Raw genomic sequence first — 19,030 nt, forward strand, 5'->3', positions numbered from 1 at the left:
TAAGAAGAGGCTTTCGTTGCTCTTCTTATCTCTCAGCTGCTGCTGCAAGAATTAGCACCGTGCTTAACATGCGTTAAGTCGGTTGCCGGGCTTCATCGGGCTAGTCCCTCCACCTACTCTTAATAAGAAAGTTGCTATTTATTTAAATTGAATTCGTAGATTATATACTAAATAAAAAATACCGCTAGGATTTATCGGTTATTAATCTCGTTAACTTCTTACATATTAAGCCAACTCAAAAAGGATTGTCAATGCGTTTTTAAAATAAATTTAATTTTTTTATTCGAGATACAGCTTCTCTCATGCGCTCTTCATCCGTCAGCAGTCCTACGCGCACATAGCCTTCACCATATGTTCCGAAGCCTACTCCAGGTGCCACTACAACGTGGGCTTTTTCAAGAAGTAAATCTGAAAATTGTTCAGAAGTATATCCTTTAGGAACTTTTAGCCATGCAAAAAAGGAACCCGCTGGAGATGTAACGTCCCAACCAATTTCTTGAAGCCCTTGAATAAAGGTATTGCGTCTAGATTCATAGCGCTTAACTAAATCATTCACACATTGTTGAGATTCTAACAGAGCTGCCGCTGCTGCCTCTTGAACCGCCCCAAAGAGGCTGACATACATATGATCTTGAAGAAGATTAATAGCTTCTACTACACTTTCATTTCCTACAGCAAATCCAACTCGCCATCCCGCCATGTTATACGTTTTAGAAAGAGTATAAATTTCAATTCCCGTCTCTTTTGCACCAGGAGTCTGTAAAAAGCTGATTGGCTTTTTACCATCAAATCCAATGGCTCCGTAGGCAAAGTCGTGTACCACACAAATATCGTGCTTGGCAGCAAACGCCACGGTGTCTTCAAAAAATTCTGCTGTTGCCACTGCACCGGTAGGATTATTCGGATAGTTTAAAAACATGAGCTTTGCCTGTTCTTTAGCACGTTCACCTATCTCTTCGTATACGGGCAGAAAATGATTTTCAGCCGTGAGCGGCATCACTTCCATCTTTGCTTTTGCAAGCTCTACTCCAGACCAGTAATCAGGATATCCAGGATCCGGAACCAGCACCGTATCTCCAGGGTTTAATAAGCACTGCGGAATTTCTACAAGTCCACCCTTCCCGCCAAACAAAATAGCTACTTCTTTTTCAGGATCCACATCAACGCCATATTCTCGTTTATAAAAAGTCGCAACGGCCTCTTTTAAAAACTGGTGCCCCCGAAATGGAGAATATTTATGATGTATAGGATTAGCACTTGCTTTTTGAAGTGTTTCTACAATATGTGAAGGAGTAGGCTGATCAGGATTTCCCTGCCCTAAGTTAATAACGTCGTGCCCTTGGGCCATTACTTTTCCTACCTTGCCTACAAGTGATGCAAAAAATTGTTTTGGTAAACTTTTTAATAGTTCCGATTGCTCAAATTGTTTCATCATCGCACACCTTCTCAAAAAATTCTTGAAATTCTAGTCACAAATAATATATTGTAATACTCAACTTGTAAAGTCATTTTTTTCAACTACTACAAAAAGGACGGATGATAAAGTGAGTGTAAAAATCACGTGTTTGCAGCTTGATATTGCGTTTGGAAACCCAACTAAAAACCGAAAATATATTCAACAAAAAATGACGGAAGCTCTAAAAGAAAACCCTGACATCCTTGTGCTTCCTGAGCTATGGGATACAGCTTATGATTTGACGCGGCTAGACGAAATTGCCGATGATGAAGGACAGCAGGCCAAGCAATTAATCTCTCAATTTGCTAAAACGAACGAAGTAAATATTGTGGCAGGTTCGATCGCGAAAAAAACAGAGCAAGGCGTCACAAATACGATGTATATTTTTGACCGAAAAGGTCGTGAAGTGTCACAATACAGTAAGCTGCACTTATTTAAATTAATGGATGAGCACCTCTATCTAGAAGCAGGAACAGCAAAAAATCTTTTTACACTTGAACAGTCTTTATGCGCAGGAGTTATTTGTTACGATATTCGTTTTCCAGAATGGATTCGCGTGCATACTAGCAGCGGAGCAGAAGTCTTATTTGTTGTTGCTCAGTGGCCGGCTCCAAGACTTGCCCATTGGAAAGCACTGCTCATTAGCCGCGCAATCGAAAATCAATGCTATGTAATCGCGTGTAATCGTGTAGGCCAAGATCCTAATAACACATTTGCCGGACATTCCTTAGTCATCGATCCGTGGGGAGAAATAATCGCTGAAGCTGGCGATAGCGAAGAACTTTTAAGTGCTGACGTTAACCTAGAACTTGTAAAAGAAATTCGCAAACAAATTCCTGTCTTTACAGATCGCCGCACAGAATTTTATTAATTATGTATTGACAGCCGTTTTTTTGCATGATACGATTTTCACCAGATATCATAAAATATTCAAACAAATCAAAATTGAATAAGTAATCGTACTCTTATCAAGAGTTGGCTGAGGGATTTGGCCCTGTGAAGCCCAGCAACCGACCGTCATTCCATCCTAAGGTGGATCACACCCGTAAAACATGTTTTACACAGGCACGGTGCTAATTCCAACAGAAAGTAATTCTTTCTGGCAGATAAGAGGTTTGAACACTACAATCAAGCCTCTTTCCAACGAAAGAGGCTTTTATATTTTCTAAAATTATAAAAGCCTCCATATATTCTTAAACCTATTAACTTAGTAAACAAATCAGTTTAATAAACTATGGAGGGGTTCCGATGTCAACAATAAAAACAGAGAAATATCAGCCATTAACAGAAATTTCAGCAATCAAACTTGTGAAAAAGCTAGGTCTTTTTGATGCCACAGAAGCACTGACTGCCCGTGAAATCGGTGACGGCAACTTAAATCTCGTCTTTCACATCATAAATGATCAAACGAATAAATCCATTATCGTCAAACAAGCACTTCCCTATGCAAAAGTTGTAGGCGAGAGCTGGCCTCTATCCTTGAACCGTGCCACGATTGAAAGCAATGCGCTCAAGCAATTCGGTGCATTTACCCCTGAACTCGTACCAGCTGTGTATTACCACGATGAAACGCTTGCTGTTACGGTCATGGAAAATCTGTCTCATTTAACGATTTCCCGCGCCGGACTTATTCAAGGAGAAAGTTATCCCCTGCTTTCACAGCATATCGGTTCTTTTCTAGGACATATTGCGTTCAAAACGTCGGATTTTGCCTTAAAGCCTCAGGATAAAAAAGAAGAAGTCGTCAAGTACAGCAATCCGGACTTATGCAATATTACGGAAGATTTAGTTTTTACAGATCCTTTTTTTGATATCGATACAAATGAATTTGAAGAAGCGCTGCGTCCTGATGTAGAAGAATTGTGGAACGATGGAGATGTAAAGCTACAAGCAGCAAGATTAAAATGTAAATTTTTAACAAATTCCCAAACGCTAATTCACGGTGATTTACATACAGGAAGCATATTTGCTAGCAGTCAAGAAACGAAAGTGATTGATCCAGAGTTTGCTTTTTACGGTCCGTTTGGATTCGATTTAGGCCAATTTGTTGCGAATTTATTTTTAAATGCTCTTTCTCGAAAAACAGATCGCGAACCGTTATTTGCACACATTACGAACACATGGAACGTATTTAAAGATACCTTTACTGCGCTTTGGCATTCTGAAAACACTGAACCTTTCGCTAAAGATGAGCGCTTGTTACATGAAATTTTAACGCAAACGTGGCAAGATGCTGTTGGGTATGCAGGGTGTGAAATCATTCGACGTACGATTGGCTTAGCTCACGTGGCGGACTTAGACGAAATTTCTTCAGAGGAAAGAAAAATTAACGCTAAACGTACTGCGTTAAAAATTGGACGCTATTTACTTCTGCACCAACAAGACGTTTCACCAAATGAATTTGAACATTTACTTCGATAACGAATAATGTACACAATGAAAGGATCGGTATCAGCATGACAAATACACTATCACTTCCGCGCTCAGTGGAATGGAATGAATCATATATTACTTTATTAGATCAGCAGCAGCTTCCTGGCAAAGTTGAATATATTAAGCTGCAAACCATTAAAGACGTATGGGATGCTATCACTACCTTGAAAGTACGCGGAGCCCCTGCAATTGGCATTACGGCGGCTTTTGGTCTTGCTCTTTCTGCGCTTAGCTATGACACGGATTCAGTCAAGGAATTTAACAAAAAGCTAGCTCTAGATCAACAGTATTTAGCTAGTTCACGCCCGACTGCCGTCAATTTATTTTGGGCACTGGAGCGCGTAGCGAAAAGCGCTGAATCCGCTTCGTCCGTTAATGAAGCTAAAACAAAAGTTGTTCATGAAGCGATTCAAATTCAAGTAGAAGATGAAGAAACGTGCTACCGAATTGGAGATCATGCCCTTTCTTTATTTAAAAAGAAAGATAAAATCATGACAATATGTAATGCTGGTTCAATTGCTACAGCTTATTATGGAACAGCATTAGCACCTTTTCACTTGTCTAAGCAGCGCGATATTCCGCTTGAAGTATTTGCTTGTGAAACAAGACCCGTTCTTCAAGGTTCTCGCTTAACAGCATGGGAACTTCAGAAGTCGGGAGTAGACGTTACGCTGATTACGGATAATATGGCTGCTCATACCATTAAAACAAAAGGAATTAATGGGATCATTGTAGGTGCTGACCGCATTGCAGCAAATGGCGATACGGCTAACAAAATTGGAACGTATGGACTTGCTCTTTTAGCGAAAGCATTCGGTATTCCATTTTACGTAGCAGCGCCGCAGTCCACATTTGATTTATCTATTCAAGACGGAAGCAGCATCCCTATTGAAGAACGTTCACCTAAAGAAGTAACGCACATTGGAGATACGCAAATTGCTCCAGACGGAATCTCTGTGTACAATCCAGCTTTTGATGTGACGCCAAGCGAACTGATTACGGCCATTATTACAGAGCATGGAGTTATCCATTCCCCGTCTTTTGAATCCATTCAAAAAGTTTTGCTGCAATCTGCTCAATAACAAGAGGCTGGGACAAAAGTATTTTGTCCCACTGCAAAACGAACCACTAATCAACGTGTTGATTAGTGGTTCGTTTTTTTGTGATGGTAAATATCGTTTTATCTGTTTCGTTCCCTCTAGCAGTTGATTGGAGGGCAAGGTGAAGACTCCTGCAGGAAAAACCGAAGGGGTGAGACCCCGCAGGAGCGCAAGCGACGAGGAGGCTCAGCGGCCGCCCGCGGAAAGCGAAGTCTTGCACGGAAATCAACTGCGGTGTCACAAGCGGTTCAGTTCATGTATACGAGTTGTTCATCTTTAGATGACATTGATTTTGTTATGTCTCAACCTTTTTCATTAAACAGCGCTTTTTGGCTGCATTTGTAACACAATTGTAACAGTACTCTCTGCTTTTTCTACATATATTATAGGGGATTCTTTTTGAATAAGGAGGAGTAAAAATGAGTGCAGAGCAAAAAACGGATAAAAACAAAGCGTTGAATCGTAAGCAGCAATATCAGCTATTCGATTTATCCAAAGATGAAGAACTAAATTCCCTCCCTTCTCCTCAGCAAATTGACGGTGTTTTTGTGCAGGGAGAAGGCTGGAAATTAGACGGTGAATAGTTATTTTAACTCCAGAGCGCCTTTTGCTACATTTCTTTCAAGCATTAATAGTTTTTCTTTTATATGAGTTTGGGAACCTGCATAACCTGTTAAAGCTCCATTTTTACCAATAACACGGTGACAAGGTAAAATAATAGGCAGTGGATTTCGACGATTCGCTTGTCCCACAGCCCTTACGGCTTTAGAGCGATTAACAGACTCCGCTACATCACTATAAGACCACGTTTGTCCATAAGGTATACCTTTAAGCGTTAACCACACTTCTTTTTGAAAGTCTGTTCCTTTTATATCCAAAGGCACATCAAATGTTAGCGTGCGCCCTTCAGCATAATCCTGAAGCTGCCGCTTCGCTTCTTTCACAAGGTGATAATTCTCGTCATGGACAAGTTTTTTAAGCTGCTCGTTGTGATCATCACTATCAAACCAAATATGTTGAACCCCTTTTTCCGAGGCTACAATATAAATTTTCAAATCAGAAAATAAGTTCATTTCTCCATAGTACATACTCGCTTATCCTTTCTAATTAGGCTGGAAGAATAACACGAAAAGCTGTTCCTTCTCCTATTTTGCTTTCCACTTCAATTCGCCCTTTATGTTCTTCGATAATTTTATATGAGACCATCAAACCGAGCCCCGTTCCTTTTTCTTTTGTCGTATAAAATGGCTCTCCTAAGCGCTTGATGCGCTCTTCGGGCATTCCGTCTCCTTGATCTCGAATGGAGACCGTCACGTAGTGCGGCTCTGTAGAATAGACTTCAACAAAAATTCTTCCCCCGTTTGACGTGACTTCAATTGCATTTTTAATTACATTTATTAGTACTTGTTTAATTTGGTTCGGCTCGCAGTATACCATTGGCAGCTGAGGGGACACACTTAGTTCAAACTGAATATTTTCTAAAAGCGCTTGAGCATTTAATAAATCAATCGTTTCTTTAACAACCGCAGCTAGATTTTTCTTTTCGAACTTTACGGCCTGTGGCTTAGCGAGTACTAGAAACTCTGTAATAATAGTTTCGATTCTTTTTAATTCGGATTTAATAATATCAAAATAAAGAGAGTGATCTTCTTGAATGCTGCTTTCTAGCAGCTGAACAAACCCTTTTAAAGCCGTCATCGGGTTGCGGATTTCATGCGCAATCCCAGCTGCTAACTGTCCGACTACTTGAAGCGTATCCGATTTCCGAATCTGCTCCTGCATTTGATTTCGTTCCGTTACGTCTCTTAAAAGCGTCATATATAGACCTGGCAAGATATCTTTTTTCGTAGAGAATTCGATATTTTTAACTTTTTCGTTCCCCGTAACGTACGTAATCTCTCCTTCAGCTTCCCCTTTTTGCTCAATTGTTTCTTTATGCTCAATGACCGCATCTAAATTCGCTGAAGAAATAAAATCCTCCATGGAATGCGCACAAATCTCCTCTTTGCTGAGTTCGAGAATATCACAAAGAGAAGAATTCACATCAATAATATTTCGCTTGCCGTCCCATAAAACTAACCCATCGATCGAACCATTAAAAATCTGTCTGAATTTCTCTTCGTTATTCCGAAGCTCTTGTTCGATTTTTGTACGTTCACTAATGTTTCGAAAAATGGTTAAATGGTCTCCTTCTATAATGCCTTTTTTCCCCGTGAATTCCAACTGTTTGATTTCTCCATTTGGCATGTAAAAAGGAAGCTGATTGCGAATTTCTCCTTCTTTTTGAAATGTTTGCAGCATTTTTAATGCACTAAAGCTTTGCTTATCGATAAACGTATACAAATTACTTCCAATCAATTTGTTCAACGGCAGCTCAAAAGTACGGGACGAAGCAAGATTAGCGTTTAAGATTTCCCCATCGTCTTTCCAAATCAAAATGGCTTCAATCGCATTTTCAAAAATAGCCCTGAAATTTTTTTCGCTTCTCAACAGCTGCTGCTCCATCAGCCGTTTTTCCGTCACGTCTCTCATAATGGACATATAGTATTGACTGTATATATTAGCCGTTGTGGTAAATTCAAAAAAAGTAACGTCTCCATTTTCGAGCTTAATCGGCAGCTCACCGCTTGTCTTTCCTTCTTGATGCAGAGTTCTCCATAATTTTTTCACTTTATAATGATAAGTAGGTTCTACAAGCTCCTCTAACGTTTTGGTTAAAAGCTGTGCTCTTGTATAATTTAATCGCTCGCAAAATGAAGGGTTCGCGTCGATAAGCTGACCAGTTCGATCAAAAATAACAATTCCATCTACCGCTTCATTAAATACATCCATAAACATATGATGACTAATAAACCTTTCATTTTCCATCATCTTGTGCTGCGTAATATCTCGAAATGTACACACAATAATGCCCGACATGTGACTATGTTTGTGTGAAGTAAATTCAACATGTTTCATCATGCCGCTTTGAAGCGTCATCGCGCCTTCATATTTGAAATAGCTTTCTTCTAAAAGCGCTGGATAGTACGCTTCAATCATGTCATACGGAAAATACATGAGAAAATCTTTCATTTGATACGTTAATAGCTCATCCTTTGTTTTTTCAAACAGCCCGCAGGCTGATTCATTGGCATTTATAACTTGAAAATACTCATCAAATACGACAATGGCATCTAATACGTCATTAAAAATAGCTCGTAGCTGCTCTAATTCACCTTGCTGCTTTTGCGCAGCTTCAGATGTTAATTCTCTGTGTGGTGACATGCTCATTGCTCCTTTCTTTTGCACTTCCCATTTCCCCACCTTTTATCTATAGACTTAGTATTCTACAAGATTTGCTTTTTACCTTTTTAAAATTAGTCACGTTTATTCAAAATGCGACATTTCTTCACATTCTCCCGTTATTTAAAAAAGGAGCATGAATAAAAGAGGCTGGGACATAACAAAATGAAACCTATGCTCAACATAACAAAGAAAACGAACCGTGAATCAACATGTTTGATTCACGGTTCGTTTTTCACTTCGGCTAAAATACGTTTTCCCCAGCCTCTATCGATCATTCACTACAATATAAGTGGCTTGAATAGGTCCATGCACGCCAACGACTAGATTCATTTCAATATCAGCTGAATTGCTCGGTCCCGTAATAAAGTTAATGCAAGAAGCAATCGTTTCTCCTCGCTCTACTTTTTCATGAATCATTTCAGCAGCTTGTGTCATGCGAGGGACAATGGAGCTTTGAGGAATGATCGCAATATAAGTGGCCGGCAGCAAACTGACCGATCGTCCTTTTGCAGCGCTGCTGAACAAAACAACTGTGCCGGATTCCGCTAGCGTCAAATCACTGAATGTGATGCCTACATTTGCTTGTTCAGCTAGTTTAATATTCTCATCGCCTTTTGCAGAATTCCATACATGAAGGCTACTGCTTGTTTCCCATTTCTCCATCAGCAGATTCAATCCATATTCGGAAAACCTAGGATCATCCCACGTGCTCACAAGACCATTTCCATAGTTCGCTACGGCTTCCTCAAGGACAGCTGGCAAGTGTTGTGATGATGTTTCTACATAGCGAGTATGAATACGTTCGCAATGGTTTTCAAGCTCTTTCTTTAATTGATCTGGCGAATAGCTGCGGTAGACCTCATGCTGAGGAGCATGCTTCCATTGGGGCTTTACTACGCCGCTTGTTCGCCTGCTTCGCTTAAGATTAGCCGCAATATTGTCTAAAAAACTGTCTCTATTTTGAATGCTTCCGTTCATCATCATCACTCCTTTTATCAAACCAATCTCGTAAGCGCTCTTTTGTAGGCGCCGGAAACTCTCTGCTTTCCGTCCACGCTTTTAATGGACCAGGCCCTTTGGAAATACTGCTTCCTGACATAAAAGGAGTAAGAGCTGCCGGTGCTACTTTAGCGCCCACTGTATATAGAGAAGAAGAAGCTGCTCCCAAGCCAAATGCTTTCATCGCCAGCTTTTCCGAAATAGGTGCTTTTCCTTCTTTCTCGACAATTCGCTGACGGTGCTTGTGTAATAGCTCATGCAGCGGAATTTTGACCGGACAGGCATCCGTACAGGCTGCGCATAGAGTTGAAGCATATGGAAGCTCTTTGTAGTCTTCATAGCCTCCAAGCAAAGGGGATAATACAGCTCCAATCGGACCTGAATAAATAGATCCATATGAATGCCCTCCAATATGGCGATACACGGGACATACATTCACACATGCCGCACAGCGAATACACTGTAAAACAGATTGAAACTCAGTTCCTAAAATCGCAGATCGTCCGTTATCTACAATCACTAGGTGAAATTCTTCCGGTCCGTCTACTTCTCCTGGAAGTCTAGGTCCTGTAAGCGCTGTTACGTAACTTGTAAGCCGCTGACCTACTGCACTTCTAGTTAACAGGCTTACCAACACTTCAAACTCTTCAAACGTTGGCACAATTCGTTCCATTCCCATAACCGTAATTTGCGTTTTAGGAAGGGCAGTTGTTAACCTTGCATTTCCTTCATTGGTTACAAGTGAAATAGACCCAGATTCTGCAATCGCAAAATTACATCCCGTGATACCAATATCAGCTGATAAAAATTCTTTTCGCAGCATTTCCCGGGCGTGAAGAGCTAGTTCTTCAGGTTTTTCCGTTTTTTTATAAGAAAGCTTTTCCTGAAATACATCTCTAATTTGTTCTTTATTTTTATGAAGTGCAGGAGCTACGATATGAGAAGGCGGATCGTGATCATCTACTTGCAGGATATATTCTCCTAAATCCGTTTCAATAACTTCACAGCCCAGTTCTTCTAAAGCAGCGTTCATATGAATTTCTTCTGTAACCATTGACTTGGATTTAACGACTTTCTTTGCCTGCTTTTGCCTCGCTACATTTTTTATGTACTCATTCGCTTCTTCAGCTGTTTGAGCGAAAAAAACGTGGCCTCCGCGTTTAGCTACATTATCCGTGAGCTGCTCTAAATAGTAATCTAAATTTTCAAGCGTATGCTGACGAATTTCTTCGCCAAGCGCTCTCCATTCTTCCCAGTTCCCTAATTCTTCCGCCGCATCTAATCTACGGCTTCTTAAGCGCTCTTGAGCACCTGAAACCGCAAAGCGCATAAACGCATTATTGACTCCGTCATCGACGCGTTTTTTAAACTGATCGTTTCCTATTTTCATAGACATTCGGTATTCTCCTTTCTTTACATTCTGCTATTTAACACTTCAGCGATATGCATCACTTTTACAGGCTGTCCTTTTCGTTCAATTCTTCCTCCAATATTCATAAGACAGCCGCAGTCAGCTCCAATTAAGTACTCCGCGTTTGTTTTAGCTATACAGCCCACTTTTTCATCGACCATTTGTTCAGAGATTTGCCCCATCTTAACCGAAAACGTCCCGCCAAATCCGCAGCAGTTATGACTGTTTTCAAGATTCTCCATTTCAAGACCCTTTACATTGTTTAATAGTGTAAAAGGTTCTTTTTTTACGTTTAGCAAACGCGTCATATGACAGGAAGAATGATAAGTAGCTTTCCCATTTAAGCTGGCTCCCACGTCTTCTACTTTTAAAACGTTTACAATAAAATCCGTTAGCTCATACGTTTTATCAGCAAGCTTCACGGCAGACTCATGCCATGCAGCATCACCTTTAAAAAGATGGGGATACTCTTTAAACATTGTCACACACGAGCCTGATGGAGATACAACGTACTCTGCATGCTCAAACGCTTTTATCATGTTTTTCATTGCTTCTTTTGATTCTTTTACGTAACCGCTGTTATACGCAGGCTGCCCGCAGCATACTTGACTCTTTGGAAAATCCACTTCGCATCCTAATCGTTCTAACAATTCTACCGTCGCTTTTCCTACATTTGTTTGAAACATATCAATCAAACATGTGGCAAATAAAGATACTTTCATCATTTGCTCCCTCCAAGCTGATCATTTTACTTCTTTTAGTTAACAGGTCATCAGATGACTTAATGCTATTATACTCCTATGTTTTTCTAATTTCACTAGTTTTTCAAAAATACATTTCTTTGTTTGATATTTTTCCCACAAAATAATAAGAAATTGAGACACGTGAAACCTACGTTTGCCCTATTATTAAAAAAATCCAAACGAATTTGATTCTCCATCAAGAATCAAAACCGTTCGGATCTTCCTTCAACTAAACTACGTTTGTCTCAGCTTCTTACTTATTTATTTCCAAAAATCATCAAACACTGTGATTGGCAATTGGCGTTTATGCTGCGTTTTTAAGAAGTGACCTTCAATGACGTTACTTGCATGTTCACCTACATCTTTGCCTTCTAAATAATCGTCGATTTGCTCATACGTTACGCCAAGCGCTTCTTCATCCGGAAGCTGTGGACGATCTTCTTCCAAATCAGCCGTTGGTTTTTTCATATATAGATGCTCGGGACAGCCTAATTCTTTTAGCATTTGTTTCCCTTGTCGCTTGTTTAGACGGAAGATAGGCACTAAGTCAGCTCCTCCGTCACCAAATTTTGTATAAAATCCTGTAACAGCTTCAGCGGAGTGATCCGTTCCAAGTACGACTCCACTGTACATGCCTGCTACCGTATATTGCGCAATCATTCGTTCACGTGCTTTTACATTTCCTTTGTTGAAGTCGGAAACTTTATCATCTGCCGCTTCTTCAACAGCAGAAAGCATCGCATCTACTGCTGGTTTTACATTAATAGAAATAGATTTTGTTGGTTGAATAAAAGCAAGTGCATCTTGACAGTCTGCTTCATCTGCCTGCACACCGTATGGAAGACGAACAGCAATAAACTGATAGCGCTCTTCTTCGGCTTCTTCATTCAACTCATTAACCGCTAGCTGCGCCAGCTTTCCAGTTAACGTAGAATCTTGGCCGCCGGAAATACCTAGTACAAACGAACGTAAAAAAGGATATTTGTTCATGTAGGATTTCAGAAAATCAACGCTGCGGCGAATTTCTTCCGCGGGATTAATTTCTTTTTTCACATGCATTTCTTCAATAATTTGCCTTTGTAGCTCTTTCATAAAAAAACTCTCCTCTCATTACTAGCTGACGGAATCTACACAAGTACGGTATCAGATAGTAACTTGCTTCTAGTCTCTTCGATATTTTGCATTTTGTTATCCCAGCAGTTTGTACTTAAGTCTACTGGGTACTCTGTAGGACGAAATACATCTTCGTTCGATTTTGTAATAACTTTGTAGTCATCCCATAGATGCTTTAAGTTTTGTAAGCAGTAGGCTCTCATTTCTTCAATGGTAGGCTGCTCATACACAAGCTTTCCCTGTGCAAAGATTGGCTGGTGAATTTTACGTGCGTTAAAGTTCGTGACAAACTTGCTGACGTGCGTATGAATAGGATGAAACATTTTTAAATGCTGCTCTTCATTCGGCACTTCGTCTTGCATCGTAATATAATCGCCTTCCCATTTGTGATTCACTTGATTTACAATTCGATATACTTCTTTTAGACCAGGAGTTGAAATTTTCTCGGGGTTTTCTGACAGCTTAATCGTATCCACCATGTTTCCATGATCATCTTCAATCGAAACCAGCTTGTACACCGCTCCTAGCGCCGGCTGATCAAAGGACGTCATGAGCTTTGTTCCAACTCCCCATCCATCAATTTTGGCACCTTGCGCTTTCAAATCTAGAATGCTGTACTCATCAAGGTCATTCGAAGCGAAAATTTTCACATCATGATAGCCCGCTTCATCAAGCATTTTTCTTGCCTCTTGAGAAAGATATGGAAGTCTTCCGCTGTCTAATCGAATACCGATAAAATTAATTCGTTCTCCCATTTCTTTTGCTACTTTAATAGCATTTGGAATACCTGATTTTAACGTATTATATGTATCTACTAAAAAGATACAGTTACGGTGTGATTCGGCATATTTTTTAAACGCACTATATTCATCACGATAGACTTGAACAAGCGCGTGGGCGTGAGTGCCGGACACAGGAATTCCAAAAACTTTTCCCGCTCTTACATTACTGGTTGCGTCAAAGCCTCCAATATAAGCAGCTCTTGCCCCGTAAAAAGCAGCATCCAGCTCATGTGCTCTTCTTGAACCAAATTCCATAAGCTGATTTGTACCCGTATGTTCATATAAATTATCTTCTCCCGCGGCTAAGCGAATACGCGATGCTTTTGTGGCAATCAGCGGATGGAAATTTAAAATATTTAAAAGCGGCGTTTCAATAAGCTGCGCTTCTGCTAAAGGAGCGTCAATTTGCAGCATCGGTTCATTAGCAAAAATCATTTCGCCTTCTACGACCGAACGAATATTACCGCTAAATCGAACCTGTTTTAGATAGTCGATAAACTCCGCTTCATAATGTAATTCTTCATATAAATAATCTAAGTCCGTTTCGCTAAATCTGAAATTAGCAATAAAATCAATTACTCTTTCTAGCCCGGCAAACACCGCATAACCGCTTTCAAACGGCATCCGACGAAAGTAAGCTTCAAATACAGAACGACGTTTATGAATCTGGTCTTGAAAATACGTATGCGCCATATTCAGCTCGTATAGATCTGTATGCAAAGCTAGACTATCATCTCTATATTGCTTTTTCATACTTTGTAACCCTCCATTTGACAATCCTAGTTTCTATTATGTAAATCTTTTCACAATAGAGCAAGCATAAATTATCGGAAGGTGCTTGAATTTTAGTTTTTCTGTTGTTTAGAGCGCACTTTTCTGCCTGAAATGGCGTTATTTTTCTTCCGGTATGTATTTCATTAGTACATGTTCAACATTATCAAGGTGACTCATCATAAAATACTGAGCATCTTCTGCATGCTGAGAAAGAATAGCTTCATAAATTTGCTGATGCTCTTTATAAATCCGTTCAGCCGTTTTCTCTTCTGCATAAAGCCAGATGCGTCTTGTCTCTTTCATCGTTTCAATCATCATTTCTGATACGTTATTCATAAGCTTCACTAAAAGAGGGTTTTGTGAGGCTTTGGCAATGGCTAAATGAAAAGCAAAATCTGCTTTCTCTCCCAGTTCTTCATTGCCAAACGCTCCTTTCATTTGTTCCAGACTATTAGACAGCTGTTTAAGGTCCGCATCCGTTCTCTTTTGAGCTGCCGCTCGAACAGCTCCAATTTCCAATACTTTTCTCACTTCAAGCAAATGCTCAATATCGTTTTTATTCATTAATACAGCGCTAGTTACAGGCAAAGACAGCATGTCTGAGTTAAATTCGCGTACAAATGTGCCTTCCCCTTGCTTCATCTCCAGAAGCCCCATCGCTCGCAAAGCGCTAAGAGCTTCACGAATAGCTGAGCGTCCTACCTGAAAGTTTTCCGCCAGCTGCTGCACTGAATCCAAACGGTCTCCAGGCTTCAAGCTGCCTTCTTTTATATTCTCAAGAAGCGTTTCGGCTACTTCTTCGTATATTTTTTTTGGCTTAATTCGCTTATATTCCACGTTTTCCACCTCATTTTTTTCGTTCACCAAGGTTCATATTAACCGAGACTCTTTCTTCTTTTACGTTTCTGTTACATTTTACCGAAATCTTTTCCCCGCCACAACAAAAGTGCAAAGGTATTTATACTTTATTTCTCAAATGTGCTAAAATAGTAAATTGATTTCATATTACGAGTTAAAAGGAGCTTTTTGAATGAACATTGTTGTCAGTACATTGAATGCGAAGTATATTCATACTTCTTTAGCCCTTCGATGTTTAAAAGCCTATGCCGAGCCTGACTATAAAGTGGATATGGCCGAATATACGATTAAAGATCCTGCTATGAACATTGTCACAGATTTATATAAACGCAACCCAGATATTATTGGTTTCAGCTGTTACATTTGGAATATTGAAGAAACGATTAAAGTCGCACAAATGCTTAAAAAGATCAATCCCGAGCTCATCATTATATTCGGTGGACCAGAAGTAACCTATGATGTAACTCACTGGCTAGAGCGTATTCCTGAAGCTGACTTTATCGCTATTGGTGAAGGTGAAGAAACATTTAAGCAGCTGTTAGATGAACTTCACGGCGAGCGTCAGTTTGAAAACGTAAGCGGCGTGGCTTTCCGAAAAGAAGGAAAACCAGTTGTTAACCCACAGCGCAATAAAATTGATCTGCGCGAAATGCCTTCTCCTTTCCGTTTTGAAGAAGACCGCCAAGAACTTTCAAAACGCGTTGTGTATATTGAAACAAGCCGCGGCTGTCCATTTAGCTGTCAGTTCTGTCTCTCTTCTATTGAAGTAGGCGTTCGTTATTTCGACCGAGAAAAAGTAAAGGAAGATATTCGCTATTTGATGGATAACGGAGCGCGCACAATTAAGTTCGTAGACCGCACGTTCAACATCAGCCGCAGCTACGCCATGGAAATGTTCCAATTTTTAATTGATGAACATCGTGAAGGTACCGTATTTCAGTTTGAAATTACTGCCGATATTATGCGCCCAGAAGTTATTCAGTTCTTAAACGATAACGCGCCAAAAGGATTATTCCGCTTTGAAATTGGCGTTCAATCTACCAACGATGCCGTTAATGAACTAGTCAAACGCAAACAAAACTTCAAGAAATTAACGCGCACCGTAACAATGGTAAAAGAAGGTGGAAAGATTGATCAGCATTTGGATTTAATCGCGGGTCTGCCAGACGAAGATTACAACTCATTTAAAAATACGTTTAATGATGTATTTGCACTTCGTCCTGAAGAGCTTCAGCTAGGCTTTTTAAAAATGCTTCGCGGCACTGGCTTACGTTTAAGTGCGCCTCGCTATAATTATCAATACATGGATCAGTCGCCTTATGAAATTTTAAGCAATAACGTCTTGCCATTTTCAGATGTCGTACGCATCAAGCATGTAGAAGATATTTTAGAAAAGTTTTGGAATGACCACCGAATGGATGAAACAATCGAATTTTTAGTAGAACACTGCTATGATACGCCTTTTGATTTCTTCCAAAACTTTGGGACGTATTGGGATGAAATGGGCTGGGTTCGAATTGGTCATCAGCTTGAAGATTTATTCAGACGCCTTAACCAGTATATTCAAACAGAAAGTTTTTCAAATGAAGACGTGATTGAAGGGTTTATGAAAATTGATTATTTACAAAACCAAAAGCATAAACCTCGTAAGCCTTGGTGGGACGATAAAGTAGAAAAACAAGTCCGTTCTCATTACTATCAGCAAATGCTTGCTAATCCTTCTATCATGGGACAGGCTTTTGAAGCTGAACAGCTTGTTGAAAAAGAATTATACAAGCACACTGTTTTAGAGATTCTTCCATTTGATTATATGTATTATAAACAAACGGGACACATCAATGAACAACCATCTGTTCTTCTTGCTTATTATGATCAAAAAGCAAATGATACAAAACTTTATTCAGCACCTGTAGAAGCATTTGGTCTTCCAGTTGTAAGCTAAAACCTCGGATATCCGAGGTTTTTTTTTAGCATTCTTTTTTCTTTTCATGCTCTTTATCAGACTTTGTCTTTCCAAGGGATTCATATATTTTAGCTGCGTTCGGATCGCCCATTTCCGTTCCAAACTCTTCTTGGAGTAATTGTTTTTGTTTTGCTTCGGTGCTCGCGATGTGCTTATTATTTTGTTTATGTTTGCTCATCGTTACTTACCTTGCTTTCCTTTTTTAGAATTGCGATTCGCGCCTTTAGCCGGCTCCTCGCCGCCAGCATATTCAGCAGAAAATTCTGCATCTGAAAGGCTCTCTTTTGGTGTATTGTTGTTAGTTAGTGCTGATTTGTATCCTACTTTACGCTTTGCCATCATGTATCCCTCCTATGCTTGGAAGTCCATTGAACTTCCTTTTCTTAGAATGCGCCTTTTGCTAAGCAATATAAGCAGAAAAAGCTGTAAAAAAGCGGTTGAAACATAACAAAATTACTTTACTCTAAATACGAACAACTAGGATAAATGCCTTGAACCGCTTGTGAGACCGCTGTTGATTTCCGTGCAAGGCTTCGCTTTCCGCGGGCGGTCGATAAGCTTCGCCCTCCCATCAACAGCTAGAAGCAGCTACATGAAACCTACGTTCACCATCATAATAAAAAAACCCGAACGAGTTGGATTCTTAATCAAGAAACAAACTCGTTCAGATCTTCCTTCAACTAACATATTTTTGTCCCAGCCTCTTTTATCCAATAATGATACGTTCTTTCGGATAGTGATAATCCGGTCCAGACGTTGGACGGCGAAGCATTAAGATAAATGAAAACATGCCAATTCGGCCAATGAACATTAAAACCATAATAACGCATTTTCCGATATCAGAAAGCCCTCCTGTAATGCCCATTGATAAACCGGTTGTCCCAAAAGCTGAACACACTTCAAAAATAAGCTCAATGAGAGAAAAATGTTCTGTAATACTTAAAATAAGAAGAGAAATCGAGCAAATGATCACAGCTAACATCGACACGGCTACTGATTTGATAATGTCATCTTCATGAATTTCGCGGCGAAAGATTTTAATCGTCTTATTTCCTCTTACGTAATAAAACAGGAAAAGAATATTTAATGCAAACGTCGTTGTACGAATTCCTCCTCCTACTGAGCTCGGTGAAGCACCGATAAACATCATCGCGCTCATCATAATTAACGTAGGAAGTGAAAACTCATTAATATTCATGGTCGCCACTCCTCCGCTCCTTGTAGCAGCGGATTGGAAAAACGCATAAAAGAACGATTCATCCCAAGACTTATCTGCTAAAAACCCTGAATGCTCTAGCACAAGAATTAAAATTGTTCCCCCTGCTAACAGCAGAAAAAACATAATGGTCGTTAGCTTCGTAAATAGAGAAAATTGAAATTTACGCTTATCTTTAAATGTTAAAAAATAGTGCTTAATCTCAATTAACACAGGGAATCCAATCGCTCCAAGCGTAATTAAAATAACAGTTACCACTTGTACAAAATAATCATGGGCATACGGAATAAATGAAGATCCTGTAATATCGAAGCCGGCATTTGTTGTAGCGCTGACAGAAGCAAAGAAACCATGCAGAAACGCATCTGTCCAGCTCGAATAGTAACGGAGAAAATGTAATCCTAAAATAATGGCGCCAACTAGTTCAATAGCAAAAATAATAAATAAAATGTTTCTCATCAAGTCAACTAATCCTGATAAACGGGATTGGTTATGATCTGTCATAATGAGCTGACGTTCCTTCAAACCAATTTTTTTACCTAAAATCATCCAAATGAATGTACTGAGTGTCATCACGCCAATACCACCGATTTGAAAGATAAAAGCGAGCAAAAAATAGCCCGTCGTACTAAATGTATCCGGAGTAGAAACAGGTGTCAGCCCTGTTACACTTACCGCACTAACGGCAATAAATAAGCGATCAATAAATGCTAACTTCACTCCCGGCTTTAAAGCTTCTGGAATACTAAGCAATAGAAATCCAAGCGTAACAGCCACTATGTAAAATGTAACAATAATTTGAGCTGAAGACATCTGCCTTACTCGTCGTTTCCATGGTTGCGGCATAATCTGACATTCCTTTTTTTGTTATAATACTAATAGTTTTCTTCTTTCTTC

Annotated in this window: 18 protein-coding genes and 2 riboswitches; of the genes, 6 read left to right on the top strand and 12 right to left on the bottom strand. The window is 39.7% G+C overall.

The window, feature by feature from the left end; translation table 11 throughout:
* Positions 1–22 precede the first annotated feature (22 nt).
* Positions 23–129: riboswitch (SAM riboswitch) on the bottom strand.
* 130 nt (positions 130–259) lie between these two features.
* Complete coding sequence (locus SCI76_RS07870) at positions 260–1,432, bottom strand: pyridoxal phosphate-dependent aminotransferase (protein ID WP_048020336.1); 1,173 nt, start codon at positions 1,430–1,432, stop codon at positions 260–262.
* Positions 1,433–1,544: 112 nt separating this feature from the next.
* Here SCI76_RS07870 and SCI76_RS07875 point away from each other — a divergent pair, with 112 nt between their 5' ends.
* The 5 genes from SCI76_RS07875 to SCI76_RS07895 all read left to right on the top strand — a co-directional run bounded on the left by SCI76_RS07875 (position 1,545) and on the right by SCI76_RS07895 (position 5,573).
* Positions 1,545–2,327, top strand: coding sequence for a carbon-nitrogen family hydrolase (locus SCI76_RS07875; RefSeq protein WP_028414170.1), 783 nt, complete (start codon positions 1,545–1,547; stop codon positions 2,325–2,327).
* A 91-nt stretch (positions 2,328–2,418) separates the two neighbouring features.
* Positions 2,419–2,569: riboswitch (SAM riboswitch) on the top strand.
* A gap of 135 nt (positions 2,570–2,704) precedes the next feature.
* Complete coding sequence (gene mtnK, locus SCI76_RS07880) at positions 2,705–3,877, top strand: S-methyl-5-thioribose kinase (RefSeq protein WP_407545115.1); 1,173 nt, start codon at positions 2,705–2,707, stop codon at positions 3,875–3,877.
* Positions 3,878–3,912: 35 nt separating this feature from the next.
* The gene (gene mtnA / locus SCI76_RS07885) at positions 3,913–4,971 is read left to right on the top strand and encodes an S-methyl-5-thioribose-1-phosphate isomerase (protein ID WP_048020331.1); all 1,059 of its coding nucleotides are present in this window, start codon (positions 3,913–3,915) and stop codon (positions 4,969–4,971) included.
* 123 nt (positions 4,972–5,094) lie between these two features.
* Positions 5,095–5,334, top strand: a complete 240-nt coding sequence (locus tag SCI76_RS07890) for a hypothetical protein (protein WP_080968643.1) — start codon at positions 5,095–5,097, stop codon at positions 5,332–5,334.
* A 74-nt stretch (positions 5,335–5,408) separates the two neighbouring features.
* Positions 5,409–5,573 (top strand): hypothetical protein, encoded by a 165-nt coding sequence (locus tag SCI76_RS07895; protein WP_014461081.1) that lies wholly within the window; start codon positions 5,409–5,411, stop codon positions 5,571–5,573.
* Here the strand turns inward: SCI76_RS07895 and SCI76_RS07900 are convergent, their stop codons facing one another.
* From SCI76_RS07900 to SCI76_RS07935, 8 genes are all read right to left on the bottom strand, one after another.
* Positions 5,574–6,077, bottom strand: coding sequence for a methylated-DNA--[protein]-cysteine S-methyltransferase (locus SCI76_RS07900; RefSeq protein WP_028414173.1), 504 nt, complete (start codon positions 6,075–6,077; stop codon positions 5,574–5,576).
* Between the two features lie 19 nt (positions 6,078–6,096).
* A complete protein-coding gene (locus SCI76_RS07905; protein WP_205826955.1) occupies positions 6,097–8,253 on the bottom strand; it encodes a PAS domain S-box protein in 2,157 nt (718 codons plus the stop codon).
* A 285-nt stretch (positions 8,254–8,538) separates the two neighbouring features.
* Complete coding sequence (locus SCI76_RS07910) at positions 8,539–9,252, bottom strand: lactate utilization protein C (protein WP_028414175.1); 714 nt, start codon at positions 9,250–9,252, stop codon at positions 8,539–8,541.
* The gene (locus SCI76_RS07915; RefSeq protein ID WP_028414176.1) at positions 9,230–10,669 is read right to left on the bottom strand and encodes a LutB/LldF family L-lactate oxidation iron-sulfur protein; all 1,440 of its coding nucleotides are present in this window, start codon (positions 10,667–10,669) and stop codon (positions 9,230–9,232) included. The genes SCI76_RS07910 and SCI76_RS07915 overlap by 23 nt, the downstream gene beginning before the upstream one ends.
* 17 nt (positions 10,670–10,686) lie before the next feature.
* Positions 10,687–11,406 (bottom strand): (Fe-S)-binding protein, encoded by a 720-nt coding sequence (locus SCI76_RS07920; RefSeq protein WP_028414177.1) that lies wholly within the window; start codon positions 11,404–11,406, stop codon positions 10,687–10,689.
* Positions 11,407–11,688: 282 nt separating this feature from the next.
* Positions 11,689–12,519 carry an ammonia-dependent NAD(+) synthetase gene (gene nadE / locus SCI76_RS07925; protein WP_048020327.1) on the bottom strand — a complete coding sequence of 277 codons (831 nt, stop codon included), beginning with the start codon at positions 12,517–12,519 and terminating at the stop codon, positions 11,689–11,691.
* A 35-nt stretch (positions 12,520–12,554) separates the two neighbouring features.
* Complete coding sequence (locus tag SCI76_RS07930) at positions 12,555–14,075, bottom strand: nicotinate phosphoribosyltransferase (RefSeq protein ID WP_033578365.1); 1,521 nt, start codon at positions 14,073–14,075, stop codon at positions 12,555–12,557.
* A gap of 138 nt (positions 14,076–14,213) precedes the next feature.
* Positions 14,214–14,933, bottom strand: coding sequence for a FadR/GntR family transcriptional regulator (locus SCI76_RS07935; protein WP_048020324.1), 720 nt, complete (start codon positions 14,931–14,933; stop codon positions 14,214–14,216).
* A gap of 193 nt (positions 14,934–15,126) precedes the next feature.
* Between SCI76_RS07935 and SCI76_RS07940 the strand changes: the two genes are divergently transcribed.
* A complete protein-coding gene (locus tag SCI76_RS07940) occupies positions 15,127–16,896 on the top strand; it encodes a B12-binding domain-containing radical SAM protein (RefSeq protein WP_048020322.1) in 1,770 nt (589 codons plus the stop codon).
* A gap of 25 nt (positions 16,897–16,921) precedes the next feature.
* On the opposite strand, the gene SCI76_RS07945 is transcribed toward SCI76_RS07940, so the two are convergent.
* From SCI76_RS07945 to SCI76_RS07955, 3 genes are all read right to left on the bottom strand, one after another.
* Positions 16,922–17,095, bottom strand: coding sequence for a hypothetical protein (locus SCI76_RS07945; protein WP_014461091.1), 174 nt, complete (start codon positions 17,093–17,095; stop codon positions 16,922–16,924).
* A 2-nt stretch (positions 17,096–17,097) separates the two neighbouring features.
* The gene (locus SCI76_RS07950) at positions 17,098–17,256 is read right to left on the bottom strand and encodes a hypothetical protein (protein ID WP_028407876.1); all 159 of its coding nucleotides are present in this window, start codon (positions 17,254–17,256) and stop codon (positions 17,098–17,100) included.
* 367 nt (positions 17,257–17,623) lie between these two features.
* Positions 17,624–18,979 carry a TrkH family potassium uptake protein gene (locus SCI76_RS07955; RefSeq protein ID WP_048020320.1) on the bottom strand — a complete coding sequence of 452 codons (1,356 nt, stop codon included), beginning with the start codon at positions 18,977–18,979 and terminating at the stop codon, positions 17,624–17,626.
* Positions 18,980–19,030: the final 51 nt, after the last annotated feature.

The sequence above is a fragment of the Priestia sp. HNGD-A6 genome (assembly GCF_045784335.1).
Classification (GTDB): domain Bacteria; phylum Bacillota; class Bacilli; order Bacillales; family Bacillaceae_H; genus Priestia; species Priestia zanthoxyli.